General features: G+C 40.3%; 26 protein-coding genes. 13 read left to right on the top strand and 13 right to left on the bottom strand.

Annotated elements, in window-relative coordinates; genetic code table 11:
* Positions 1–77 precede the first annotated feature (77 nt).
* The 3 genes from arsC to AAEZ02_RS05310 all read left to right on the top strand — a co-directional run bounded on the left by arsC (position 78) and on the right by AAEZ02_RS05310 (position 2,921).
* Complete coding sequence (arsC, locus tag AAEZ02_RS05300; protein WP_101034680.1) at positions 78–434, top strand: arsenate reductase (glutaredoxin); 357 nt, start codon at positions 78–80, stop codon at positions 432–434.
* An 11-nt stretch (positions 435–445) separates the two neighbouring features.
* Positions 446–823, top strand: a complete 378-nt coding sequence (locus tag AAEZ02_RS05305) for a DUF2069 domain-containing protein (RefSeq protein WP_101031914.1) — start codon at positions 446–448, stop codon at positions 821–823.
* 148 nt (positions 824–971) lie between these two features.
* Positions 972–2,921: a hypothetical protein gene (locus AAEZ02_RS05310; RefSeq protein WP_351122166.1), complete on the top strand. Its 1,950-nt coding sequence runs from the start codon at positions 972–974 to the stop codon at positions 2,919–2,921.
* Positions 2,922–3,035: 114 nt separating this feature from the next.
* Here the strand turns inward: AAEZ02_RS05310 and hda are convergent, their stop codons facing one another.
* Both hda and AAEZ02_RS05320 read right to left on the bottom strand, forming a co-directional pair.
* Positions 3,036–3,746 carry a DnaA inactivator Hda gene (gene hda, locus AAEZ02_RS05315; protein ID WP_101031916.1) on the bottom strand — a complete coding sequence of 237 codons (711 nt, stop codon included), beginning with the start codon at positions 3,744–3,746 and terminating at the stop codon, positions 3,036–3,038.
* Positions 3,747–3,899: 153 nt separating this feature from the next.
* Positions 3,900–4,994: a DUF2066 domain-containing protein gene (locus AAEZ02_RS05320; RefSeq protein ID WP_351077316.1), complete on the bottom strand. Its 1,095-nt coding sequence runs from the start codon at positions 4,992–4,994 to the stop codon at positions 3,900–3,902.
* Positions 4,995–5,544: 550 nt separating this feature from the next.
* On the opposite strand from AAEZ02_RS05320, the gene AAEZ02_RS05325 reads away from it, so the two are divergent.
* Entirely contained in the window at positions 5,545–6,774 is a 1,230-nt protein-coding gene (locus AAEZ02_RS05325) for a uracil-xanthine permease family protein (protein ID WP_101031918.1), read from the top strand.
* 115 nt (positions 6,775–6,889) lie between these two features.
* On the opposite strand, the gene grxD is transcribed toward AAEZ02_RS05325, so the two are convergent.
* Positions 6,890–7,231 (bottom strand): Grx4 family monothiol glutaredoxin, encoded by a 342-nt coding sequence (gene grxD / locus AAEZ02_RS05330; protein ID WP_011637214.1) that lies wholly within the window; start codon positions 7,229–7,231, stop codon positions 6,890–6,892.
* A gap of 234 nt (positions 7,232–7,465) precedes the next feature.
* Here grxD and sodB point away from each other — a divergent pair, with 234 nt between their 5' ends.
* The 4 genes from sodB to AAEZ02_RS05350 all read left to right on the top strand — a co-directional run bounded on the left by sodB (position 7,466) and on the right by AAEZ02_RS05350 (position 13,152).
* Positions 7,466–8,050 carry a superoxide dismutase [Fe] gene (gene sodB, locus AAEZ02_RS05335; RefSeq protein WP_101031919.1) on the top strand — a complete coding sequence of 195 codons (585 nt, stop codon included), beginning with the start codon at positions 7,466–7,468 and terminating at the stop codon, positions 8,048–8,050.
* A 298-nt stretch (positions 8,051–8,348) separates the two neighbouring features.
* Positions 8,349–10,283: a PrkA family serine protein kinase gene (locus tag AAEZ02_RS05340; protein ID WP_101031920.1), complete on the top strand. Its 1,935-nt coding sequence runs from the start codon at positions 8,349–8,351 to the stop codon at positions 10,281–10,283.
* Between the two features lie 64 nt (positions 10,284–10,347).
* Positions 10,348–11,616 (top strand): YeaH/YhbH family protein, encoded by a 1,269-nt coding sequence (locus AAEZ02_RS05345; protein ID WP_351122169.1) that lies wholly within the window; start codon positions 10,348–10,350, stop codon positions 11,614–11,616.
* Between the two features lie 9 nt (positions 11,617–11,625).
* Entirely contained in the window at positions 11,626–13,152 is a 1,527-nt protein-coding gene (locus AAEZ02_RS05350; protein WP_124011659.1) for a SpoVR family protein, read from the top strand.
* Positions 13,153–13,283: 131 nt separating this feature from the next.
* Here the strand turns inward: AAEZ02_RS05350 and fadR are convergent, their stop codons facing one another.
* Positions 13,284–14,003 (bottom strand): fatty acid metabolism transcriptional regulator FadR, encoded by a 720-nt coding sequence (gene fadR / locus AAEZ02_RS05355; RefSeq protein WP_101031923.1) that lies wholly within the window; start codon positions 14,001–14,003, stop codon positions 13,284–13,286.
* A gap of 585 nt (positions 14,004–14,588) precedes the next feature.
* On the opposite strand from fadR, the gene nhaB reads away from it, so the two are divergent.
* Both nhaB and dsbB read left to right on the top strand, forming a co-directional pair.
* Positions 14,589–16,193, top strand: coding sequence for a sodium/proton antiporter NhaB (gene nhaB / locus AAEZ02_RS05360; RefSeq protein WP_124011660.1), 1,605 nt, complete (start codon positions 14,589–14,591; stop codon positions 16,191–16,193).
* Positions 16,194–16,307: 114 nt separating this feature from the next.
* The gene (dsbB, locus tag AAEZ02_RS05365) at positions 16,308–16,817 is read left to right on the top strand and encodes a disulfide bond formation protein DsbB (protein WP_124011661.1); all 510 of its coding nucleotides are present in this window, start codon (positions 16,308–16,310) and stop codon (positions 16,815–16,817) included.
* A gap of 159 nt (positions 16,818–16,976) precedes the next feature.
* Here the strand turns inward: dsbB and AAEZ02_RS05370 are convergent, their stop codons facing one another.
* The 3 genes from AAEZ02_RS05370 to AAEZ02_RS05380 form a co-directional block, all read right to left on the bottom strand.
* A complete protein-coding gene (locus AAEZ02_RS05370) occupies positions 16,977–17,423 on the bottom strand; it encodes a YcgN family cysteine cluster protein (RefSeq protein WP_101031926.1) in 447 nt (148 codons plus the stop codon).
* A gap of 62 nt (positions 17,424–17,485) precedes the next feature.
* Positions 17,486–18,454, bottom strand: a complete 969-nt coding sequence (locus tag AAEZ02_RS05375; protein WP_124011662.1) for a lytic murein transglycosylase — start codon at positions 18,452–18,454, stop codon at positions 17,486–17,488.
* 31 nt (positions 18,455–18,485) lie between these two features.
* Positions 18,486–18,779, bottom strand: coding sequence for a YcgL domain-containing protein (locus AAEZ02_RS05380; protein WP_101031928.1), 294 nt, complete (start codon positions 18,777–18,779; stop codon positions 18,486–18,488).
* Positions 18,780–18,898: 119 nt separating this feature from the next.
* Here AAEZ02_RS05380 and minC point away from each other — a divergent pair, with 119 nt between their 5' ends.
* From minC to minE, 3 genes are read left to right on the top strand one after another with little or no spacing between them, the layout of a single operon-like run.
* On the top strand, positions 18,899–19,564 hold the full coding sequence (gene minC, locus AAEZ02_RS05385) for a septum site-determining protein MinC (protein WP_101031929.1): 666 nt from the start codon (positions 18,899–18,901) through the stop codon (positions 19,562–19,564).
* 27 nt (positions 19,565–19,591) lie between these two features.
* On the top strand, positions 19,592–20,401 hold the full coding sequence (gene minD, locus AAEZ02_RS05390; protein WP_101031930.1) for a septum site-determining protein MinD: 810 nt from the start codon (positions 19,592–19,594) through the stop codon (positions 20,399–20,401).
* Positions 20,402–20,403: 2 nt separating this feature from the next.
* Positions 20,404–20,664 carry a cell division topological specificity factor MinE gene (gene minE, locus AAEZ02_RS05395; RefSeq protein WP_101031931.1) on the top strand — a complete coding sequence of 87 codons (261 nt, stop codon included), beginning with the start codon at positions 20,404–20,406 and terminating at the stop codon, positions 20,662–20,664.
* Between the two features lie 95 nt (positions 20,665–20,759).
* On the opposite strand, the gene rnd is transcribed toward minE, so the two are convergent.
* The 6 genes from rnd to AAEZ02_RS05425 all read right to left on the bottom strand — a co-directional run bounded on the left by rnd (position 20,760) and on the right by AAEZ02_RS05425 (position 26,813).
* On the bottom strand, positions 20,760–21,872 hold the full coding sequence (rnd, locus tag AAEZ02_RS05400; protein WP_351088631.1) for a ribonuclease D: 1,113 nt from the start codon (positions 21,870–21,872) through the stop codon (positions 20,760–20,762).
* Between the two features lie 91 nt (positions 21,873–21,963).
* Complete coding sequence (gene fadD, locus AAEZ02_RS05405; protein WP_124011664.1) at positions 21,964–23,637, bottom strand: long-chain-fatty-acid--CoA ligase FadD; 1,674 nt, start codon at positions 23,635–23,637, stop codon at positions 21,964–21,966.
* A 198-nt stretch (positions 23,638–23,835) separates the two neighbouring features.
* Positions 23,836–24,729 carry an alpha/beta hydrolase gene (locus tag AAEZ02_RS05410; protein ID WP_124011665.1) on the bottom strand — a complete coding sequence of 298 codons (894 nt, stop codon included), beginning with the start codon at positions 24,727–24,729 and terminating at the stop codon, positions 23,836–23,838.
* A gap of 224 nt (positions 24,730–24,953) precedes the next feature.
* A complete protein-coding gene (locus AAEZ02_RS05415) occupies positions 24,954–25,817 on the bottom strand; it encodes a class I SAM-dependent methyltransferase (RefSeq protein ID WP_101031935.1) in 864 nt (287 codons plus the stop codon).
* Positions 25,814–26,491, bottom strand: coding sequence for a M50 family metallopeptidase (locus tag AAEZ02_RS05420; protein WP_124011666.1), 678 nt, complete (start codon positions 26,489–26,491; stop codon positions 25,814–25,816). Before AAEZ02_RS05420 ends, AAEZ02_RS05415 begins: the two co-directional genes overlap by 4 nt.
* Positions 26,484–26,813, bottom strand: a complete 330-nt coding sequence (locus tag AAEZ02_RS05425; RefSeq protein WP_124011667.1) for a hypothetical protein — start codon at positions 26,811–26,813, stop codon at positions 26,484–26,486. The genes AAEZ02_RS05420 and AAEZ02_RS05425 overlap by 8 nt, the downstream gene beginning before the upstream one ends.
* Positions 26,814–26,858 lie beyond the last annotated feature (45 nt).

The raw sequence follows: 26,858 nt of genomic DNA on the forward strand, positions 1-26,858 counted from the left end.
AGCAATTCTTTGATAGAATAATGACAAACAATAAACCCACTTATTGTTTGCCATTTTTTTAATGACGGACTATGACCATGACAACCACAAAAACGACGATACTACATAACCCGCGCTGTTCAAAAAGTCGTGAAACATTGGCATTGCTGCAAGCAAATAATGCCGATGTCACTGTTGTTGAATATTTAAAGACGCCACCCACTACCGCAGAAATCCATACAATATTACAGCAACTTGGCTTAACGGCTCGCCAACTTATGCGCACCAAAGAAGACGAATATAAAGCTCAGAATTTGGCGGATACATCGTTATCGGAAGCTCAACTTATCGCTGCAATGGTAGCAACACCTAAATTAATTGAGCGCCCTATTGTGTTAGCGAACAACAAAGCTGCCATTGGTCGTCCACCTGAAAATGTTTTGTCTATTCTTTAACGAGTAAAATAATGACTTCACAAACCTTGTTTCAACTAAGTCGAATTGGTTACCTTGCATTACTCTTGTTGCTCAGCGGCTGGTTTATTCAACAAGGTATAAATGGAACTTACTCGCTAGGATTCAGCTTAATATGGATTGTACCTTTATTGTTGCCGCTAAAAGGTATTTTAACGGGTAACCCATACACTTATGCATGGGCGAGTTTTATTCTGTGTTTGTATTTATTACATGGATTAACCCTAGCTTATGTCACCACTGACGCCCTTGTTTTTGCCCTAATTGAATCGGTGCTTATTTGCGTACTACTTGTCAGTTTTCCGTTTTATGCCCGCATACGTGGCCGAGAGTTGGGATTAGGGTTAAAGAAAAAATCTGAGCAACAATAACCAACCTTCATTTTTGTTGCCTCACTAAGCGCCTTCGGGCGCTTTTTTGTTAGTTGCATTTATACAAAACAGCATGCTACATTATTTTGCTAACAGGATGTTATAAAAATGTATTTTTAAATAATAATAAAATAGACAGGGAGGTTTAATGAAGTTATCGCAAAATTTAGGGATCTACAGTCTTTTAGCCAGTGCCATACTAGTTAGCGCCTGCGGAGGAGATTCAGACAATAACAATCCAGGTGTACCTACCTCATCCACTTTCGAAATCTGCAGTGAAAATATTACTTATTCCATTGCCGACACAAACTCTCAACTGACTTTTACCCTTGAACACGATTATGCCAAAGACAAACCAGGTAGCATTATTGCCAGTATCAATGAACAAGACAGTATTGGAAAAACATTTTTGTGGCAGCAGATTTCAGGACCCAGTCTTGAACTTGCTGCAGTTAATAGCCAAGTATTAGCATTCACACCCACAAGTAACCAAGATTACGCTTTTAAAGTGACGGTCTCTGGCGATAACATCAACATTGAAGAAACGGTATCAATTACTGCCGATTCTAATGACAATCTTTTACGCATTAATAGCGATCATCAAATGGTGAATAGAACTGATGCGAGTTTGCGTATACAGAATATAAACGGCCAAGTACCTGAAAATATCAGTTGGTGCATGTATCCGAGTGCTAATAATAAAGCCTTTACCAACGTGGATTTAAGTGACATAAATAGGCCGTTTTTTGTTGCGCCAAACGTCGATACCGATCAACTATTCAGTCTTAAAGCCACTGCCACATTTGACGGCCAAACCATTAGTGATGACGTCAATTTACTCGTAACCAAAGAAAAAACCACCCCATCGGACGCCTACTTCAGCTACCCCATTGCACGAATGCACCCTTACAAGCCTGACTCACCATATGCAAACCAACTAATCTCTTGTGTTTACTCGAACCAATTCGTTGATCCATGCAACATCATTAATGAGTTGCCCTTTATTAGCCAAGATACCAATCTCGATCCTATCGATACGATTATGGACAGAGTGGTCGTGTCGCACGACTGGATGGGGGCAAACTTTGAAGCCTATTTACGTACACAAACTCATAATGATTTTGTAGAATTGTTGCAATCAGTGACTGCTGTCGTCATCAGTTACGATATCAGACCAGCCTTTTATACTGGTTTTATAGGAGCAATATATCTTGATCCTGAATACCTGTGGCTAACTTCTGCCCAGCGAGATACGATTAATGAAACGCCTGATTATCGCAGCAACTTTGGTGAAGACCTGAATTATTTATCTCCCTATCGTTATGTTAAAGATAATGCTTATGCAAGTGAATACATAGAAAAAGGTAATCGCATCAACCGCACGATTGACAGCATGTCTTATGATTTAGCTGATTTGCTCTATCATGAACTGGCTCACGCAAATGATTATTATCCACAAAGCATGCATGCCAATTTGCAAGGTCCAACCTTAGAAAATGATTTTAATCGTCGGTATGATGGTAAAGAGATGACATCAGACCAACTTAACATTCGCTATCCATTAACCAGTAATGAGATGTATGGTCTTGCAAAAGTAAATTATGCCGGTGAATCTGCAAATAACACCCAAAAAGCCTATACTCCAAGTGATGTAGCACTATTTTTCTCAAGTGACCTCGCCAACGATGATTATGCTTATTCGTCAAGACGAGAAGATGTTGCCATGCTATTTGAAGAAGTGATGATGAGCCATCGATATGGTATTTTGCGTGATATCGCCATTACTGACAAACCAGAAATTGAGACAAGCTCGACGATTGTGGTTGAATGGGGCCAACGTGGTCGAGTCGGTCAACCAGAGTTATACGATCGTGCTAGTTACGTCTTAAGCCAAATGTTACCTGAAATAGAGGTAAAACAAGTGATGGATGGTTTACCTGCGCCAGTAGCGTTAGTTAAAGGCCAAACCTGGGCACAAAACTTGCTACTAACAACTGATCCATCAAAATCTCCACAGAAAATCTCATCACAAACTGAACAAAATACTGTTGACACTAGACCATTGCAATTTAGTGGCAGTGATCACGTGAAGCAATAAGCCATTGACTCACGCAATAAAAAACGCCAAATGAATGCATTTGGCGTTTTTTATTGTCTAATCGGATAGACTGATGGCGATAATTTTATGTCTAATGAATTAAACCCTAAGGCATTAAAGGCTCAGCATCTCTTTAATAAACGGGATGGTTAACTTACGTTGATGCACCATCGAAGCTTTATCTAATTTATCGAGTACATCAAACAAAGAACGTAAATCACGCGCCATTCGAGTCAGTAAAAATCGTCCTACGTCATCTGACAACTGCAGTCCTCGCATTGCCGCTCGGCGTTGCAAAGCAACTAGTTTTTCGTCGTCTGCCATCGGTTGAAGTTGATAAATTAAGCCCCACTGCATACGAGAAACCAGATCTGGCAACAAAAAACCCGTTTCAGAAGGTGAAGCTTTGCCGCTGACAATCAGGCGGCAATCTTGTTGTTCAGCAATACGATTATACAAATGAAAAATCGCTTCTTCCCATATAAGGTTACCCGCTATCGCTTCTATATCATCAATACAAATCAATTCAAGAGATTCTAGGCCCTCAAATAATGCCGGTGAAATGCTTGCGTGGATACCTAATGGAATATAGAGAGTGCGGCGTTCCGAGTCATTAGCATGGGCGCAGGCAGCATGCATTAAATGTGTTCGGCCTGATTTTTCAGGACCATAGACATATAAAGAAGAAGCCAACCTCCCCTCAGCACTGGCTTGAAGTTTTTGGATCAACTCGTCGTTACCCGAAGCCGGGTAATAACTTTGGAAGGTTTCATCGTCAGGTAAATAAACGGGTAAAGATAATTGTCTTGGTGAGTTTTGTGTCACTCAGATAGGTCTCAAAATCATAAACGAACTAACACTATTATATACCTAAGTCGCTCAATTATGCGAGTTTCAACGACAAACCTGCACATAACGAGTCTTGGTACAGTATTTAACGCTGCACTATTACAATGTACCGCGCACCAGTAATACTTATTAGCCTAACCATTGATAAATCAATTTGGGTTTGGTGTCGTCAGTCTTAGACTCATAAAATGACTCTACACTGCCCTTTGTATCTAATTGTGATAGCCGACTATCAATATTAAGCAGCCGCTGTAAATCGTCTACACTACTAAACAGCGCTATCGAGTAAGTAGCAGAATCACCCTTGAACTGGCTAAGCTTAATCGACTTTACTGCACTGAGCTGACGAAGATAGGTCTCAACATGCACCACTTGAATCATGTTATTTAACCCAGTAAAGCTGACTTGTGTTGCAACATCACTACCTGTAGAGGCGATTGCATACTGGCTAATATAATAATCGGCCAGAATGTTCATCATTTGTTTAGTCGCTTGTTTATAATCAGCAGCATTACCTTGTTGTGAAATTAATGCTTGTAACACGCCATTAGTTCTATTTTTATCAAATAATTTAAAGGAGAAATGGACATTACCGCCTTGAGTGTCCACATTCGCAACGGCAAAGTAATCCGCTTGATAACGCGCAGATGCATTGGCTAATACATCAGTAAACATCCCTCGTACATCAGTGATACTCACTTGCATAACATCATCCAAGTCCATAATCGGCAGCAATAATGGTATGCCTTTATTAGTAGACTCTTGAGCCAACTCAATACGAATATCTGCCGAAGAAGCATCAGCTAACACAGTCGGCTCATTGTTCTCATTGACAGACATCCATAACAGGGTCAAGGGTCGCTGACTACCCCAAACAGGTAAACCTGCTTGACGTAACGTTGAAATAATCCGTTGATGGTCAAAACTGGCCTTGAGCATTAGCTCGCCATTTTTTTCATAATAACCATATTGAGTCAAAATGACTTCTGGTGTATTAATTTGAGCCTTAACCAATGGATTTAACACCACGCTAGGCAGACCAGAATTTTTTATGAAAACGGCAGCTAATGCCTCTTTGAGGCCGTGATCTTTAACATCGTTTGCGCGTGAGCTTACCGCAATATCCGCTTCATCAAGCTTGCCGACTTCTGCAGCTTGCACGAGCGCGATTGAGGTAAGCGCAAACAGGGGTAACACAATGAGATTAATTAGTTTTTTCAGCATCTGATAACATAAACGCAGCAAATAAAAGTAGGCAAATTATATCATAATAAAATTTCATCGAGTAATAGATAACGAAAACTCTTTTTTGCACAAACATATTGAAAGGAAGTGATTGATCTTTTGAGATAAATTTTACAACAGTTTATGGCCGTTTTATCCAAGGCAACGTTTATGGTGTGTCGATGTTCGAGATGAATAAGTGATAATGCAGTAGAAAGAAGCCACAAACGCTGCCGGAGGGTTCGGCTAAACCGCGGTAATGATGTTAAGCAAGTGTCTTTGTAAGCTAGGGTCTTTGTTACAAGAGACAGGCTTACTTAGAGACTTTGTCTCTAACACTTGCGCCGCATCATTTTAAGCAAAGAGCTAACTCGCTTATCGCGAAAAAATTTTGACAGCTCGAGTTCAACAAGACCTGGGTATTGTAGCCATATCGAATAACAATAATCGCTACAGCGCCCTATAAGTTGTTATGCATATGATCGCTTTTATGTGACAATTCGCGCCGTTTAATCACACGCTAACTTTCTAATCAAAGATGGAGAAAAATATGAAACGCGTGTTAATTCCGCTACAAGGCGCACAAATGTTATTTGTCGCTTTTGGTGCACTAGTGCTAATGCCGTTATTAACGGGCCTAGACACAAGTGTTGCCTTGTTTACTGCCGGTTTCGGTACCCTACTGTTTCAATTAGTCACCAAACGTCAAGTCCCCGTCTTTCTCGCTTCTTCCTTTGCCTTTATCGCGCCGATTTTATATGGCGTACAAACATGGGGTATTCCTGCCACCATGGGCGGATTAATGGCTGCAGGTGGTATGTATATGCTACTTGGATTAACAGTAAAGTTACGTGGCACAAAATTTATTCATACTCTATTGCCTCCTGTTGTCGTTGGCCCAGTCATCATGATCATTGGTTTAGGCTTGGCACCGGTTGCGGTCAATATGGCGTTAGGCAAAAGCGGTGATGGCAGTCTCATCATCGTCGAGCCAAATATCGCATTAATCATTTCTCTTTCTGCATTAATGACGACTATCATAGTCGCGGTATTTGCCAAAGGGTTAGTCCGTTTAATGCCTATTCTCGCCGGTATTTTAGTGGGTTATTCTGTCAGCTTAGCTAATGGTATTGTCGACTTTACGCCTGTCAGTGAAGCGCCTTGGTTCGCGATGCCAAACTTTGTGGCCCCTGAGTTTAACTGGCACGCGATATTATTTATGATCCCAGTCGCTATTGCCCCCGCGGTAGAACATATTGGCGATATTTTAGCGATATCAAATGTCACTAGAAAAGACTTTTTCAAAAAGCCTGGTTTACATCGCACCCTAATCGGCGATGGCATTGCTACGATTGCTGCATCGGCACTGGGCGGTCCTCCTAATACAACATACAGCGAGGTCACCGGCGCAGTTACACTGACTAAAAGCTTTGACCCGCGCATTATGACTTGGACTGCTATCACCGCGATTACCTTAGCCTTTATCGGCAAACTGGGCGCTATGATGCAAACCATTCCCGTTCCGGTCATGGGTGGCATTATGTGCTTACTGTTTGGCTCTATTGCAGCGGTGGGATTAAATACATTAATTCGTAATCAAGTCGATTTATCAGAACCACGCAATCTGAGTATTGTCGGGGTAACATTAGTGTTTGGTATTGGCGGAATGGCTTTTGGTATTGGCTCGTTCAGTTTAACAGGTATCAGCTTGTGCGGTATCGTGGCTATTTTCATGAACCTGATTTTACCTGCCGTGAGAAAGCCACAAACAGACGAGTAATATCCTTTTACAGCATCGTTAAGTAAACACATATAAAATGTAAAATAAAAAAGCCCCAATAGCGATTAGCATTGGGGCTTTTTATTGAACGCTTAACGCACTCAATCAATAGCAATTATTCTGCAGCATCTTCTGTACGGAACTTATCAGCTGTCGCTTTGATGATTGGCTGAAGTTCACCTTTTTGGAACATTTCAGTGATGATGTCACAACCACCAATCAATTCGCCTTCAACCCATAATTGTGGGAATGTTGGCCAATTAGCAAATTTTGGTAATTCAGCACGAATATCTGGGTGCTGTAAAATATCTACGAAGGCAAATTGTTCACCACAGTTGATCATCACTTGAGCAACTTGAGATGAAAATCCACAGCTTGGTAGTTTAGGCGAACCTTTCATGTACACAATAATTGGGTTTTCGCTAATTTGCTGTTTAATCTTTTCTACAGTTTCCATTTGATTTCCTAATTACAACGACTGAACATATAGTGACTATTGTACGACACCTAGACAAAGAACAAAATGCCACAGTTTGTAGGGTTTTTTTAAAATCGATAAAATCGATTACTGCAATCCACATAATTCCCTAAACAATGATTCACATCACAAAAATAATCAGTACAATGGTCCTAAATGAATGTTACCTGATGGGTAAACAAAACGATAACCTGAATCCATGGAGAAATACTAATGGCTTTCGAACTACCAGCATTACCTTATGCAAAGAACGCACTTGAACCACACATTTCTCAAGAAACCATTGAGTTCCATTATGGTAAGCATCACAACACCTATGTGGTAAAACTAAACGGTTTAGTTGAAGGAACTGAATTTGCTGGCAAAACACTAGAAGAAGTTGTTAAAACTTCAACTGGTGGTATGTTCAACAACTCAGCTCAAGTTTGGAACCACACTTTTTACTGGAACTGCTTAGCACCTAACGCTGGCGGCGAAGCAACTGGCGATATCGCTGCTGCTATCAATGCTTCTTTTGGTTCTTTTGAAGAATTCAAAGCTAAATTTACCGATTCTGCAGTAAACAACTTCGGTAGCGCTTGGACATGGTTAGTGAAAAAAGCTGACGGTTCATTAGCGATTGTTAACACTAGCAATGCTGCTACTCCATTAACTGACGAATCAGTTACCATTCTATTAACGGTAGACGTATGGGAACATGCTTACTACGTTGATTACCGTAACGCACGTCCAGAGTATTTAGCTCACTTCTGGCAACTTGTTAACTGGGAATTTGTTAACAACAACTTTGCTGCTTAATGTTAATTAATAGCAAAAATCAAAGGAGCCGTTAAGGCTCCTTTTTTATGCATTAAAATCCACCAAAAGTACCACGACTCTGACAGCTTTATTTTTGCAACTATTGCAAATGCTACTGTTTGTCTTTGTTTTTATTTAATTTATTTTTCATTAAAACTTCGCCAAGTTATTTTTCCTGTCCTACACTTTAGTCGTAAAGCCTAATATTGCGCCACCGACTCATCACCACATTATAGACCATCGCGTTAATCACTCTGGCTTTTTAAGCAATACAACTGCACGTTTTTAAGGGGTTACTATGGGCATTTTTGAGCATTATCAACAACGTTATCAAAAAAAACGCGACGAAGAATATACCTTAGAGCAATTTCTCGCTATCTGTAAACAAGATAAAAGTGCCTTTGCATCTGCTGCTGAACGTTTATTAATGGCCATTGGTGAACCGCAGATCATCGACACAGCAAAAAATCCGATCTTAAGTCGAATATTTTCTAATCGTGTTATTGCAAGCTATCCATCGTTTAAAGATTTCTATGGCATGGAGGACGCGATTGAACAAATTGTGGCCTATTTAAAACATTCTGCTCAAGGCTTAGAAGAATCAAAACAAATATTGTATCTATTAGGCCCTGTCGGTGGCGGTAAATCATCGCTAGCCGAAAAACTCAAAGCATTGATGCAGCAAGTGCCCATTTATATATTAAGTGCCGATGGCATTCGCAGCCCTGTCAACGACCATCCTTTTTGCTTGTTTGACCCAGAAGAAGATAGCGAATTACTTAAAAACGAATACAACATTCCCAGCCGTTATATTAAAACAATTATGTCTCCTTGGGCGGTAAAACGTTTACATCAATATGGTGGTGATATTGCTAAATTTCGAGTGGTTAAAGTTTATCCGTCGATATTAGACCAAATTGGTATCGCCAAAACAGAACCCGGGGATGAAAACAATCAAGATATATCAGCACTAGTGGGTAAAGTTGATATTCGTCAGTTAGAACATTTCTCACAAGATGATGCCGATGCCTACGCCTACTCTGGAGCATTATGTCGAGCCAACCAAGGATTAATGGAGTTTGTCGAAATGTTTAAAGCGCCGATTAAGGTGCTCCATCCATTATTGACCGCTACACAGGAAGGCAATTATAACAGCACTGAAGGCTTGTCTGCGTTACCGTACAACGGCATTATTTTGGCCCATTCCAATGAATCCGAATGGTCGACGTTTAGAAACAATAAAAACAATGAGGCGTTTTTAGATCGCGTCTATATCGTTAAGGTGCCCTACTGCTTACGGGTTTCTGAAGAGATGGAAATTTATCAAAAATTGTTAGCCAACTCCGAATTATCAACTGCATCTTGCGCACCAGGCACACTTGAAACCCTGGCTCAATTTAGCGTGTTATCACGTTTGATCGCACCTGAAAACTCATCGATTTATTCAAAAATGCGCGTCTATAACGGTGAAAGCTTAAAAGACACCGATCCTAAAGCCAAATCCTACCAAGAATACCGAGATTACGCCGGCGTAGATGAAGGCATGCAAGGTTTATCGACTCGTTTCGCCTTTAAGATTTTATCAAGAGTATTCAATTTTGACAGTGCAGAAATAGCGGCCAATCCGGTTCATTTATTTTATGTACTCGAAAAGCAAATTGAACAAATGCAATTTCCCAATGACATTAGCGAAAAATATCTAGAGTTTCTGAAAGGTTATTTAATCCCTAAATATGTTGAATTTATTGGTAAAGAAATTCAAACCGCCTATCTTGAGTCTTATTCAGAATACGGACAAAACATTTTTGATCGCTATGTCACCTATGCAGATTTTTGGATCCAAGATCAAGAATATCGAGATCCTGAAACCGGACAATTATTTGATCGTGGAGCACTCAATGCTGAACTAGAGAAAATAGAAAAGCCAGCGGGGATAAGTAATCCAAAAGATTTCCGTAATGAGATTGTCAATTTTGTCTTACGTGCGAGAGCCAATAATGAAGGCAATAATCCGTTGTGGACCAGCTATGAAAAGCTGCGCATTGTCATAGAAAAGAAAATGTTTTCTAATACAGAAGATCTGTTACCGGTTATTTCATTTAACGGCAAAACATCCAATGATGATCAGCGTAAGCATGACGATTTTGTTAATCGCATGATGGAAAAAGGCTACACCAAAAAACAAGTCAGATTATTGTCAGAATGGTATTTACGAGTGCGGAAATCATCGTAAAAACCCAATATTGGCAGAGTAGATAGTCAATGACTCTGGCAGAAATATGACTTGGGAGAGGCGTATGGCTAATTTTATTGATAGACGACTCAACGCAAAAGGCAAGAGCACCGTTAATCGGCAGCGTTTTATTGAACGTTACAAAAAACAAATCAAAAAAGCCGTCGGTGATGCGGTAACACGTCGCAGTGTCACTGATATTGATAAAGGAGAAGAGATCAGTATTCCGACTCGAGATCTCAGTGAACCGCTGTTTAGACAAGGTCAAGGCGGGAAGCGTGATCGTGTTCACCCGGGTAATGATCAATTTAATCGCGGTGATCAAATTCAACGCCCTAAGGGCGGACAAGGAAATGGATCTGGACAGGGCGAAGCTTCAAACTCTGGTGAGGGAGATGACGATTTTGTGTTTCAAATATCAAAAGATGAATATTTGGAACTGTTATTTGAAGATTTAGAATTGCCCAACTTGCAAAAAAACCGCCTCAATAAACTGATAGAGTACCAAACTTACCGTGCAGGCTTCACCAATGATGGTGTACCAGTCAATATTAATATTGTCAGATCGATACGTTCATCACTTGCAAGGCGCATTGCCATGAGTGGTGGAAAAAAGAAAGCGCTCAAACAATTAGAAGCCGAATTAGCGTTACTTGAAGATACGCCAGGGGCCAAAGCTGAGATAATTTTAGCCATTAAAGAACAAATATCAGTACTCAAGCAGCAAATCGCTAAAGTGCCCTTTCTTGATACCTTTGATTTACGTTATAACAACTATGCCAAACGTGAAATCCCCTCCAGCCAAGCGGTAATGTTCTGTTTAATGGACGTATCTGGCTCTATGGATCAAACAACCAAGGATATGGCTAAGCGTTTTTATATTCTGCTGTACCTATTTCTTACTCGCAGTTATCAAAACCTCGAGGTGGTCTATATTCGCCACCATACACAAGCCAAAGAAGTTGATGAACACGAGTTTTTTTACTCACAAGAAACCGGTGGAACTATCGTATCAAGTGCGTTAAAACTGATGCACGAAATACAACAAGCACGTTACCCCGAAACTGAATGGAATATTTATGCTGCTCAAGCATCTGACGGCGATAATTGGTCTGATGACTCCCCAACTTGCCATGAAATACTGGCGAAACATATTTTACCAAAAGTGCGTTACTTCAGTTATATAGAGATAAGCCATCGAGCTCATCAGACGCTGTGGGACCAGTATGAACAACTACAACAGCAGTTTGATAACATTGCGGTACAGCATATTCACCAAGTTGAAGATATCTACCCTGTATTTCGCGAACTTTTTAAAAAACAAGCTATATAGGGGGCTATCATGGTTCAAAAAAAACGTAACCCGTTAGATGATGGACCCGAGTGGACATTTGATTTACTAAAACAATATCAACAAGAAATAGAAAAAGCAGCGGCTTTTTTTAAGCTTGATACTTACCCGAATCAAATTGAAATCATTACTGCAGAACAAATGATGGATGCATATGCAGGTATTGGGATGCCGATTGGTTATACTCATTGGTCATTTGGAAAACGTTTTATCCAAACAGAACAAGGCTACAAACGTGGTCAAATGGGCTTGGCGTATGAAATTGTTATCAATTCAGACCCCTGCATTGCCTATTTAATGGAAGAAAATACCATCACCATGCAAGCGTTAGTTATGGCTCATGCTTGTTATGGACATAATAGTTTTTTTAAAAATAACTATTTGTTTAACACTTGGACTGATGCAAGCTCTATTATCGATTACTTAGTATTTGCTAAAAATTATATCCGTGAATGTGAATTACGTTATGGTGTTGAACAAGTCGAACTGATCTTAGATTCTTGCCATGCATTAATGAATTACGGTGTTGACCGCTATAAGCGTCCTGCTGAAGTGTCATTTAAAGAAGAACAAGCAAGACAACAAGAGCGAGAGAATTATTTACAGAGCCAAGTAAATGACTTATGGCGAACGCTGCCGACATCACCACAAAAAGACAACCTTAAAACGACAGCCATTTTCCCCAGCGAACCCCAAGAGAATATTTTATATTTTATTGAAAAAAACGCGCCATTATTAGCCTCTTGGCAACGTGAATTAGTGCGCATTGTACGTAAAATGGCACAGTATTTTTATCCACAAAAGCAGACCCAAGTCATGAATGAAGGTTGGGCGACTTTTTGGCATTACACTATCCTGAATCACTTATATGATACAGGTAAAGTCACCGACCGTTTTATGCTCGAATTTTTACAAAATCACACCGCGGTAGTCGCACAACCGGCCTACAATAGTCCTTCTTACAACGGAATTAATCCTTATGCATTAGGGTTTGCAATGTTTATCGACATCAAACGAATTTGTGAAACGCCAACGGATGAGGATAAAAAGTGGTTCCCAGATATAGCAGGTAGCGATTGGCTCACTACGGTTCATTTTGCCATGGAGCACTTTAAAGATGAGAGTTTTATTAGCCAATATTTATCACCCAAAGTGATCCGTGACTTTAAATTATTTGGCGTTTTAGATGACCAAAAACGCAGTCAACTTTCAATATCAGCCATTCATGATGATCAAGGTTATCAAGACATTCGCAACATTTTATCGCAACAATATAACCTGTCGAATATAGAGCCCAATATTCAGGTGCAGAAAGTGCAAGTTGACGGTGATCGATCTATTATCTTACGGTACATTCCATTTGACAACATTCCGCTCGCAGACAACCATCAAGAGGTATTAAAACATTTGCATCGGTTATGGGGGTTTAACGTCACATTAGAACAAATTGATGACTCAGGCGACGTTAGCACACTCTCTACTTGCCCTGAAACAAAAGAGTACAGCATATCCACCTGACCTAACTAAGCACAGATATTGAGCCATAATTAACAGATAAAAAAACCAATCAATGTGATTGGTTTTTTTATATCTATGATTCGATATCCCAAGCGGATTAAGCAAGGATCATGATTCACAACTAACGTTAATTAGCTATTATCATGACCCATTTCAGCGGGCAAATCATCGCGCAGCTTTTGCCACATTTTGCCACTTTCAATACCATTAATACGCATTAGCGAAGGCACATCAGTATAATTTTTGTCTTTAGCTAGCGTTTCAAGTTTAAGATAAAAACGCATGGTTAATTCACGCGCTTCTTGGCTTGAAAAGTAATAGCGTCCAACACGATTGTAAAGGCCTTTGAATCCATTTAAAATCAAAACATACAATGGGTTGCCTGATGCAAAGGCTAATGTATGATGCAACTGATAATCAAATTCAGCATACGCTTCAGCCTCATTTTCTAAGCTGTGAATACCGGCCAAGACTTCAACCACTTTTTCGGGATTGTGACGGATTGATGCCCGAAAATATATGTTACTGACGTTACCACGAGCAGCCATTAGTTGATCGACTAATAATGGAAAACCATCAGGATTTAAATCAGCAATCGTCCCTAAAATATTCAACCCAGACGTTTCCCAAAAGTTATTCACTTGGGTAGGTTTACCATGTTGGATTTTCAACCAACCATCTCGAGCAAGACGTTGTAGCACTTCTCTTAACGTCGTGCGAGTAACACCGATAAGTTCAGAAAGCTCACGTTCAGCAGGTAAAATGGAACCAGGTGGAAATTTGTTTTCCCAAATGGAACGAACAATATATTTCTCGGCAAAACTTGCTGGCCCTTTGGCATTGATGATCATCAGCCTTCATATCCTATTGCTAAACAATGACGAAACTATTATTACTGATCATACCAGAGCGGTGGAAAATAAAAACCATTGTTTAATCACCACTCTCTTAACGATTGATTTTCGAACAACTCTAGTCTATTCAAATGTCATTAATTGAATGCACATCACATTAAACCACTGTAATCATGAACATATCAGCAATTTAAGTCATAAAACCAAACAGATTTAGTATATACTGATGTAGATATTTTATTATCTTTATGTTGTTTTTTTTACCAAATAACAACGTTACAATTCGATTTTTTTTAGGCTACACTATCGATAAAATAACAGCCATGCAGCGTTAGCCACATACATTCTTGTACTAACTCATTGTTTGCTATATCAAGATATCGTTATTAAACAGAAAATAATGGGTCATAATCCTCTATTTATCGAATGGCATTTTAACTCAATTAACCAAAAATTGATTTTTATCAAGTTTTCGAATGTGAGTTGCCTCTATTCTTCCGAATCTGTTAAACATAATGATGTGTTGTAAGCTATCAAATATGGTATCCATACCGTCACAATAACAATATCGGAGAGGCTACTATGCCTGTAACCAGAGGTAAGGCGTTGTTTGTCAATTTTTTAGGCAAATCACCTAAATGGTACAAATACGCAATTTTGGCGTTTTTAGTAATTAATCCCCTGCTGTTTTTTTATGTCAGTCCATTTTTCGCCGGCTGGGTTTTAGTGGTTGAATTTATTTTCACCCTTGCCATGGCGCTTAAATGTTATCCATTGCAACCCGGTGGTTTGTTAGCCATACAAGCCGTAATTATCGGTATGACATCTGCCTCACAGGTTCTTCATGAAATTGAAGCCAACTTAGAAGTTTTATTACTCTTGATCTTTATGGTCGCCGGTATTTACTTTATGAAACAGTTACTACTGTTCGTATTTACCAAAATGATCACAAAAGTGCGTTCTAAAATTATCGTGTCCTTGATGTTTTGTATTGCATCAGCTTTTTTGTCTGCGTTTTTAGATGCCTTAACGGTCATCGCGGTTATTATTGCTGTTGCAGTAGGTTTTTACTCTATCTATCACAAAGTCGCGTCAGGCAAGAGTTTTAGTGATGGTAACAGTGACGATGCTAGTCATGACCATACTTCTGAAACAACTGGACAGCTTGACCACGATGAATTGGAAGCGTTCCGAGCCTTTTTACGTAACTTATTAATGCACTCAGGTATTGGTACCGCGTTAGGTGGTGTATGTACCATGGTTGGTGAACCACAAAACTTGATCATTGCTGCGCAGGCCCATTGGCAATTTGGCGAATTCTTTCTACGAATGTCCCCAGTGACCATGCCTGTATTGGTTGCGGGTATATTGACTTGTTTTCTTGTCGAAAAATTCAAAGTTTTTGGTTATGGCGCTCAATTACCCGACGCTGTACACCGTATTTTATCTGATTATGCAGCCCATGAAGACTCGCACCGAACAGATCAAGATAAAATGAAACTGGTTGTCCAAGCCTTAATTGGTGTTTGGTTAATTGCAGGCTTGGCACTTCACTTAGCTTCTGTTGGCCTCATTGGTTTATCTGTTATTATTTTAACCACTGCATTTAATGGCGTTACTGATGAACATGCGCTCGGAAAAGCTTTTGAAGAAGCACTGCCTTTCACTGCATTATTAGCGGTATTTTTTGCCATTGTTGGTGTGATCATTGACCAGGATCTGTTTGCACCAGTTATCCAGTGGGCATTAGGTTATGAAGGAAATATGCAGTTAGTGATTTTCTACATTGCTAACGGCTTATTGTCTATGGTCAGTGATAACGTGTTTGTGGGTACTGTTTACATTAATGAAGTAAAAGCTGCATTGATGAGTGGCCAAATCACTCGAGACCAATTTGACTTGCTTGCGGTGGCGATTAATACCGGTACTAACCTGCCTTCAGTAGCAACGCCGAATGGACAAGCTGCATTCTTGTTCTTGTTAACGTCGGCTATAGCACCGTTAATTCGCTTGTCTTATGGCCGTATGGTATGGATGGCTTTACCTTATACCATTGTATTATCTATTGTCGGTGTATTGGCTATTGAAACCGGTTTCTTAGTCGATATGACTAATATGCTCTATGAAACTCAATTATTAATCCACCACTCAGCCAAAGACATCACTGGTGCTGCAATGGGTCATTAATTAAATCTCGTTATTGGACTTAGCAGTTAAATTATCTTAAAGTCTCTACAGTCTATTAGAACACCCTCATTTGAGGGTGTTTTTTTCTATCACAACGTTTATTAGGAACTGAAATTGTCGCAATTACAGCAGTTTTGTCGTAGCCGTATTTCTTGGGGTTTATTGTTATTATCCGCTATTGGGCTAGAGTTAGCGGCCCTATTTTTTCAATATGGCATGGATCTAGCGCCTTGTGTGATGTGCATTTACATCCGAGTTGCGGTACTCGGTATTTTTCTGGCTGGGCTTATAGGCATGCTACAACCTGAAGTGTGGTTTTTACGCCTAGTAGGTATGGTCGGTTGGGCAATCTCTGCTGTGTGGGGCTTACAATTAGCGTATGAATTAAATGATATGCAGGTTAATCCGTCACCTTTTGCTACTTGCTCTTTTTACCCTGAGTTCCCCAGCTTTATGCCATTGGACACATGGTTGCCTTCAGTATTCTCGCCGACAGGCATGTGCAGTGACTCACCATGGTCATGGCTTTCTGTTAGCATGGCCCAGTGGATGATGGTTGGTTTTGCTGTTTATTGTGTAATCTGGTTATTAATGTTGTTGCCGGCGCTTAAACCAGCAAGATAAACCAGCAAAAGTAAGCGTGAAGAGTAAATTAAGCATCAAAAGACCTCATTGAGGTCTTTTGGCTTTTATAGCCTTTGCTGGGCTTAAGATAGGGCGGATTAGGTTATAACCGGACTATTTCAGCTATTTATATCCCGAACAGGTGTTTTATTGCACTTATTATTCAATGTCCAATAATGGCCACAATACAATACAGTCTTCTAAATATTTCACTTTCATTTCATTGACGGTTTTGCCTTGTACCGAAATACCCGCGCTGTGCATGGCCTCTTTACTTCCTGTCAGCAACGGATGCCAACTCGGTAAACCTTTACCAAGATGCAAGCGACGGTATGCACAACTGTCAGGTAACCAAGTCAACTCAGCGATATTTTCTGGAGTAATAGCTGTACATTCAGGAACATAAGTAAAGCGATCAAGGTAACTACGGCAACCACAGGTGTCGTTGTCTAATAGATGGCATGCTGCCTTAGTGTAATAAAGTTCATCGGTATCATCATCGATGATTTTATTTAAACAGCATTTACCGCAGCCGTCACAAAGTGACTCCCATTGTTCGGGTGTCATGTTTTCTAAAGGTGTGGTTGTCCAAAACTGAGTCATCATTTTCTATCTATAGTAACTTTTTATCGAAATTTGACCGCATTTTACACCGAAAACACCTCAGTTTACTGTTTAATTCTCTCAGAGAGGTAAGTTATCGCTAAGGTATCGTACAAAGTGTCATTGAATTGATGCAATAAACGGAAGTTATCGTACACCAAATATAAGCGCCCTTTCGGTCCATCAGGCACAATTAATGACACATCCATGTCGTTTCGTTGCGGTAAGTCATTACCATTGAAGCGTCTGACACCGTAGGCTTGCCACTGTGGGAATGTGTGATGAGTGCTTAAACCATGCAAATTAGGATCTAACATCATGGTGGCTTTTACCTGTCGCCCCCATGTAGAATCATATTGCCACCCTTGTTGGTGCAACATATTCGCCGTTGATGCAAAGGCATCATCCATGCTGTTCCAGACATCGATTATACCGTTATTGTCGGCATCGACACCGTACTTTAGTAATTGGCTCGGCATTATTTGCATCTGTCCCATCGCCCCAGATGAGGAACTGAGCAATAAATCCTCAGTTATATTTGTCTGCTCGATTAACTTAAGCGCAGCAATAAATTCGTTAATGTAGAATGCTTCTTTATCACCTTTATATGCGAGTGAGGCTAATACAGATAGTCCAGGGAAACGACCCGGACGCTCTCCAAAACGAGAGTTCATGCCCCATAACGCCATAAGGAAACGAGGCTGAACTTGATAAGTTCGACTCAAGTCATTTATTTGGGGTTCATGCTGCTGAAACATCGCTCTAGCGGTACTGACAGTAATTTCTGGAACAGCTTGGGGGATAAAGTACTCTAAGGATGTCGATGGTTGTAAGTCGGTGCTGAAATTGGCTTTTTTGAATATTTTAATATTAGCAATATAGCGTTCTGCTGTAAGTTGATTAACGCCAGCGGCTATCGACTTCTGTTGAAGCTGTAACAGGTAGTCAGTAAATTCACGATGGCTGTATTCAGCCATCAAGATATTAGAACAAAAGAAGTAAAAAAATACGCTTAAAATGATTTTTTGAATCATATTAGTCTTGATTACTCCTTTGAGAATGAGCTTATTTCTTAAGGGCTACTGTCTTAAGAGCTAATTCTTGTTTGTGTTGTTCGAGTAAATTAACTTGCGGTGGCGGTATTTGTAAGTAAAAGCCTTGTTCAGCCAATGCAGACTTCACTTTGTTAATATCAGCGATACCTAAGTGAGTTCGTTTAGATAATGGGACAATCATTACTAATGTAGGCGTGCCGAACATTTCCATTAACGACTCAGGAACCTCATCAAAAACATCACGTTTTTTAACAAAAAGGTAAGTATCTGCTCTTCGACCACTTTTATATACTGCACATATCATTTTAGTGTAAATTTCCAAAGGTTCAAACTTGATAGTCAACTGAGCACACTATAACATGGTGAGACAAGAAAATAATTGTAAATCAGTTTATCACTGAAGTATTGGAGAATCACGCCGAGATGGCTAAAGAAAATCTCGAATTAAAGGCCACGTCTTTTACATTGTCAGTGCTGCATATTAATCATAACGATCTCGATATCATAGCATCTGAATTAGACTCAAAATTGGCTCAAGCTCCTCAGTTCTTTTTGGGCGCACCCTTGGTATTAAATTTATCTGCCATTCAGCATTCCCACATAGATTTCAATGCGCTAAAACAATTATTAATTGACCGAAATCTTATTATTGTTGGCATTACCGACGCAAGCCCAGCGCAAATTGAACAAGCAAAGTGCATGGCTATTGCCGTGGTAAAGTCGGGCAAACAAGCCCGTAAAGCAGAGTTGCCTAAACGGGCAACCAAAATTATTAAGCAAAATGTGCGTTCTGGACAACAAATATACGCACAAAATGCTGATTTAATCATTTTTGGTGCGGTTGGTAATGGCGCAGAAGTCATTGCAGATGGTAGCATTCATATATATGGCGCTCTTCGTGGCAAGGCCATGGCTGGCGCAGCGGGAGATAATCAAAGTGTGATTATCGCTAACTCGTTAGAAGCAGAATTAGTATCGATTGCTGGACAGTATTGGTTGACTGAACATTTGCAACAATACGATCTAAGCCAAAGAGGCTGTGTTCGCCTTGATGGCGCATCCCTCACTGTTGAATCATTGCCCCAATAATCGGCAAATACAAGGACATAAAAATAAATGGCACAAATTATTGTTGTCACATCAGGTAAAGGCGGTGTGGGTAAAACAACATCCAGTGCAGCAATTGCCACCGGATTGGCCTTAAAAGGAAAAAAAACCGTTGTTATCGATTTTGATATCGGTTTACGCAACCTTGATTTGATAATGGGTTGTGAACGCAGAGTTGTATATGATTTTGTCAACGTTATCAATGGTGAAGCCAATTTAAACCAAGCATTAATTAAAGATAAACGCTGTGATAAACTGTTTATTTTACCCGCGTCTCAAACACGCGATAAAGATGCGCTAACGAAAGAAGGCGTGGGTCGAGTACTTGACAATTTAACAAAAGATTTCGATTATATTGTGTGTGATTCCCCTGCGGGGATTGAACAAGGTGCAATGATGGCACTTTACTTTGCTGACATTGCGATTGTGACCACCAATCCAGAGGTTAGCTCAGTACGTGACTCTGACCGTATTTTAGGTATGCTACAGAGTCGCTCACGTCGTGCTGAATTATCTCTGGAACCGATTAAAGAATATTTACTGTTAACTCGCTACTCTCCTGCCAGAGTCAGAACAGGTGAAATGCTCAGCGTTGAAGATGTGAAGGAAATCTTAGCCATTGAATTGCTAGGTGTGATCCCTGAATCTCAATCGGTACTGAAAGCATCAAACTCAGGAGTACCAGTCATTATTGATCAAGAAAGTGATGCAGGTTTAGCATACGGCGATACCGTTGCGCGCTTATTAGGTGACGATGTGCCGGTTCGATTTATCACAGAAGAAAAAAAGGGATTCCTTAAAAGGATATTTGGGAGCTAATTATGTCGATACTTGATTATTTTAGAAGCAGTAAAAAGCCCAATACCGCATCATTGGCAAAGGAACGATTACAAATTATTGTGGCTCATCAGCGTGGAGAACGCGGTATACCTGATTATTTTCCAAAGATGAAACAAGAAATCATCGAAGTTATCCGAAAATATGTCCAAATATCAGAAGACCAAGTGTCTGTGCAGTTAGACCAAAATGACGACAATTTATCGGTTTTAGAGCTTAACGTCACCTTACCTGATACTAAGTAACTATCACTGGTTGAGATTAAATCGCTAGGACAAAATAACAAAAAGGATACTTGCAGCAATGCAAGTATCCTTTTTAGTTTGATGATCTTATTGCATTAATTGAAACGTACTCGCGCTAGCAAATCACCGATCAACATTCCTCGCCAACCACTTAGTAGCAAAGGTGTTGAGGTCGTTTTATTATTGAAAAGCCATAACAAAAACTCATGAATATGGCGTTTAGAACCAACAAATTCTAATGCAACATTTTCTCGCTCACATAATTCAGTCAAGACGTTCTTAACCTCTTTAAAAGCTGATTTATAACCAGATTTAAGCGCAACAATATCAACTTCTTCAGGTAGATTAACTAAATCTGCAGTCGCCATTACCGTTAATAAGTCTTTGCCATGAATACGTTTTTCTTGATCCGTTAAATCATTTAATTGAGCTAATTCTGCTAACGTGGTCGGTTGTTTTTTGGCTAATGCAATTAATGCATGATCTTTTACCACAAAACCGAGCGCAAGATTACGGCTTACCGCTTTGTTTAAGCGCCATTTAGCCAATACTTTTAAATAGGCTAATTGCTGACTCGATAGCTGAAAGGCATTTTTTACTTTAAGGTAAACGCTGTCGCCTTCTGGCAATGACAAACGCCCTTCAGTCATGCGCTGACCTTCTTCAAACAACCATTCAATACGATTGTTTGCCGCAAGTTTCTCTTGGAGCTGTGGATATAATTGATACAAATAAAACACATCATTGGCTGCATAGTGTAATTGTGCTTCAGTGAGTGGACGTTTCATCCAATCGGTACGTGACTCGCCTTTATCTATTTCAACTTGCAAGCATGCATCGACTAGTTTGGCATATCCTAAACCGTGGCCGAAACCGGCAAGACTAGCAGCTATTTGGCTATCAAATAATGGGCTAGGTTGGCATTCACCGTAATGAGCAAACACCTCAAGATCTTCACTGCATGAATGCACTAACTTAACAACATTCGGGTTAGTTAATAATTGCCAAAAAGGGCTTAAATCGGTAATCGCGACCGGATCAATTAATGCTAAGGTCTTGCCATCGTAGGCTTGAATAAGACCTAATTTAGCATAATAGGTTCGAGTGCGGACAAACTCAGTATCGAGCACCAATAAGGTGCTTTGTTGGTATTGTTCAACTAATGACAATAAGCTGGCATCATCATTGATATATTCAAACGTTAACAAAATAGGCTCCGCTAAAAAGAGATGTGGGCCATGGCAGTCAACTGAGAATAGCTAAGCATAAAAAAAGCCGGCTCAGTTGCCGGCTTTGATTTTACGCTTTGGTAACTTCATCTCGAAGTTGTCGGCGTAAAATTTTACCCACATTGGTTTTCGGTAATTCGTCTCTAAATTCTACCAGCTTAGGAACTTTATATCCCGTTAAATGATGACGGCAGTGCTTAATCAGCTCTTCTTCGGTTAATGATTTGTCTTTTGCGACCACAAAAATCTTTACTAACTCGCCACTGGCATCATTGGGAACGCCAACAGCAGCGACTTCAATCACTTTAGGGTGTAAGGCAACGACCTCCTCCACTTCATTCGGGAATACGTTAAAACCTGACACTAAAATCATGTCTTTTTTACGATCAACAATGAAAAAGAAACCTTTTTCATCCATGTAACCAATATCGCCTGTTGCTAACCAACCATCTTTATCAATTACAGTAGCTGTTTCTTCCGGACGGTGCCAATAGCCCAGCATGACTTGAGGGCCTTTAGCATATAACTCGCCAGTTTCGCCTTGAGCCAATACCTTTGAGTCTTCATCCCTGATTTGAATAAAGGTCGATGGTGCAGGAAAACCAATCGATCCATTATAACCACTGAGGTTATATGGGCAGCAAGTCACTAAAGGCGATGCTTCTGTTAAACCATAACCTTCTAATAAACGTGTCTTAGTCAGATTTTGCCATTTATCGGCGACCGCGCGTTGTACGGCCATACCACCGCCAATCGACAGTTTTAAGCCAGAAAAATCAAGTTGGGTGAATTCTTCATTGTTCACCAAAGCATTGAATAAGGTATTAACACCGGTCAATACGGTAAACGGGTACTTTTTCAATTCAGCCACAAATGCGGGAAGATCGCGAGGATTGGTGATAAGTAAATTTTTGCTGCCTTTGTGCAAAAACAGCAAACAGTTAACCGTAAGGGCAAAAATATGGTACAGCGGCAAGGCTGTCACCACAAACTCAGTGCCATTATCAAGGGCTGGAGAGTAAGCACCATTGGCCTGTAAAACATTACTCACCACATTTTTATGGCTTAGCATTGCGCCTTTAGATACCCCGGTTGTGCCACCGGTATATTGTAAAAAGGCTAAATCAGCACCCGTAATATCCGCTTTAATATACTGCAGACGACGACCTTTTGATAAGGCATCGCGAAACGATAATGCATGAGGTAAATGGTATTTGGGTACTAATCTTTTAATGTATTTAACGACAAAATTCACTAAGGTGCGTTTCGGTGCACTAAGTTGATCACCAAGATTGGTAATAATGACCGATTCAATAGGTGTTTGAACGACAATCTTTTCTAAGGTATGAGCAAAATTTGACACCACTACAATAGCTTTCGCACCTGAATCGACTAGTTGATGCTTTAATTCCCGCGGAGTATAAAGTGGATTAACGTTAACCACCACCATACCCGCGCGTAAAACACCAAACAGAGCAATAGGATATTGCAACAAATTGGGCATCATCAGGGCAACACGATCACCTTTTTTTAAATGCAGTTCGTTTTGTAAATAAGCTGCAAAAGCTCGACTGCGTTCTTCGAGTTTACGGTATGTGATCGTCGCACCCATGTTAATAAACGCAGGTTGGTCGGCATATTTTGCTACTGAATCTTCAAACATATGTACTAAGGAACTGAATTGAGATGGGTCAATTTCGGCCGGAACATGTTCAGGTAAATTATTAATCCAAGGCTGGTCCACAAGTGTCTCCTAATAATACCCACTGTGCTAAGACGTGCATACCCCGTCAGTGGTAAAATATTTTATTGTCTGCGTATCATTAATATTGTTATCGCAGGCTTTATTATGATGCTTATCGTGACCGAAATCATACAAGCGTTTTAATTTTCGACTATAGTCACATAAATAATCGAAAAATAATAGCGATTTCAACCAGTGTTAACGGCTATTTAGAATAAATGCTCCAATCGATTCGGCCACCTGTTGGGCATTTCCCATATGAAGGTGATGGTCTCCGGATAAATGTACTATTTCAATATGGGTAAACCATTTATTGGCTTGATCTGTTGATGCGGTTAATTGTTTATAGCCATCATGGCCAATAATCAGTAAAGAAGGCGTGTCACTGGTGGTCATCAGCGCATCTACCTGATCAAACGTAAATCGGTTCAGCGAATCTAACTTTAATCTAGGGTCACTGCGCCAATGATATTGTCCATCAGTGAGCGCCATATTACGCTTGGTGATCAGTGCACACCATGGCAATGCCAATCCAGTCAGTTGATGCCGAGCTTGAACCGCAACGTCCATAGAGGAATATGTCGGAGCGGGTCTGGCTAATTGACGATTAAAACGTTGTTGTTGCAGTAAACCTTTACGTAAGCGATCTTTAGCTTGGCTGGAAGACTCTGATAATGGTGCAAGTGCTTCTATTAATATAAGTTTATGGATGTTTTCAGCAAGACAAGCATTATAAGCTGACGCCACTATGCCGCCAAGCGAATGACCCAATAAAATAATCGGCCCGGTATCTTGTGCGATAGCATGGATCACGGCTTGCAGATCATAAATGTAATCGACCCAATGCAATGGATAGCGCCCTGGACGGTGATCTGATAATCCATGTCCAGGCCAATCAATGCACATTAGTTGAAATGTATCGAACAAACCTTGATCGGCAAAAGCCTGTGCTAAGGGAATAAAACTGTCTGCATTGTCAAGCCAGCCATGCAAAGCCAATATCATCGGCTTACTAGCATCACCATAGCGTTTCGCAGCAAGGGTTATATGAGCCAACGGCAATTGAATCTCGGCGACGTTAACGTTCAACATGATGGGCTCACTTTACAAAACGAATTGATCTAAATTGAGAGCGGAGACGGGGTCATGGCTTAATCATCTGCTTAACTATCCACTTACAGGTCAGCTTTTCACAGCAAACGTGCACTTTGTACCGCTAACATGCCGAATTACCATGACAATAGTGAATCTATTGCATGTACATTCAATATGACTCAAAGTGCTATTTTAGATGCGTTTACTATTTCGTGTTCAGATTATTTAGCCGCAGTTTTGGTAAACTTAAGTGTCATACGATCACTTTCACCAATATCAAGGTATTTTTGTTTATCTTGATCGCCCATCGCTAAACGGGGTGGTAATGTCCACACACCTTTGGGATAATCTTTGCTGTCTTTAGGATTGGCATTTAATTCTGAGTTCGCAGTCAGTTCAAAACCGTATTTATTGGCAAGTTCAACCATTTGATTTTGTTCCATATAACCACTTTCTGCAGCCATCCCCACGTTTGCTCTGTGCTCGACGACCCCTAATGAACCTCCGACTTTTAACACGTCATAAGCGGCTTTAAATACACCTTCTAACTCACCTTTCATGGCCCAATTATGCAAATTACGGAATGTTAATACGTGGTCTGCAGAGTTATCTTTGCCTAATGAAAATTTAGCCGGTGGATCGAGGGTTACAAACTGAACATTGCCAACGCTCGCTTTGTTGTCACTCACCCATTTTTCAAATTTAACACCGGCTGATTTATAATAAGCCGTCTGACGGTTATCTTCTGCAGGCTTAGTTTCAAAATTGGCGGCAACATATTGACCTTTTGAGGCTAAATAAGGCGCAAGAATTTCAGCATACCAACCACCACCCGGCCATAACTCAATAACCGTCTGTTCAGGCTTTACATCAAAAAAAGCTAATGTTTCTGCAGGATGACGATATTGATCACGCAGTTTATTTTCTGTAGACCGAAATTCGCTGGCCACCGCCTTAGCAAGCGCAGCATTGACCTGCGGCGCCGTCACTTTTTTATCGGGCATACTATCGGCTGCGTATATTGCGGTCGACATACCTAAACTTGATAAGCCAATTAAGGCTCCTAACATCATGTTACGTTTCATTTTGACACTCCCTTTTTTCGACCCACTTTACGCCAGCAGAGCCACAACATATAGCCACTAAATGCTAGCCATGACATTACCCACAACCATGCTGGTAGCCAAGTCATTTTAGCTAACAAAACCGCATCGCCTTGGCTGCTTAACCCCAATAACACCATTGGACTGGCCATGGCGTTTAAAATAATCATCAGGCCTAATATACGCAGCAAGGTGTTTAATAGGCTACTATTTTTTAATTTAAGTGGTAACAAAAAAAGTATTATCAAGACGCTAAGAATAATAATTGTTAACAGATCACGAGCCCAGAAAAGTAACGAAGCCGCCACTGTTATGGCTAACAGGGTGAGTGTAAACCGGATAGTCTGTTTTTGAGTAGCCATGAGGAAGATTGTATATCCCCACAATGCGGCACCAAAATAACCGGCATAAGCAATTAATATGCTACTGCCGCCTTGACTAAAACAAAGGCCTGCACCGTTTGGAAATAATTGAATATGACTGACCGAGCCACCCGTCATTAACGTCGCGATGCCATGAGATAATTCATGGAAATAGCTTTCAAACCATTTAAAAGGAATAGAGATATACGGAAATCGAGTTAATAAAAAAGCCAGCAGTAATTCAATCATAAAACGGCTGCGACTGGGTATTGCAGACCACGATACATTAGGCATATAAATCAATACCAACCATTTGTTGAATTTCGTCTCTTTTAACAAAATGCTGTGTAGACAAATATTGCGCTATGGCACCACGTTGACTATGGGTATCACGATCATATTCAACACGTGCCTGCTGTTTAGCCGACAAGGTTAAATCATCAACAATGACCAAGTTACGGGTTTCAATGCCTTTAACTTCACGGTCTGAAGCAAAAGGGTTGATAATAATAGGTTCGCGGGCCGCAATGATCGGTCGATTTCCGGCAACAGTTTGACTCAGACTGATAGGGCCTGATTGATTATTGACCATTAATAATGCTGCATTTATCGTCATTAACGATACCGTTTACCTATGTTTGTCTCTTATACTTTATGTCAA

Origin of the sequence: Shewanella sp. T24-MNA-CIBAN-0130, assembly GCF_040310185.1 — a bacterium.
Classification (GTDB): domain Bacteria; phylum Pseudomonadota; class Gammaproteobacteria; order Enterobacterales; family Shewanellaceae; genus Shewanella; species Shewanella psychromarinicola.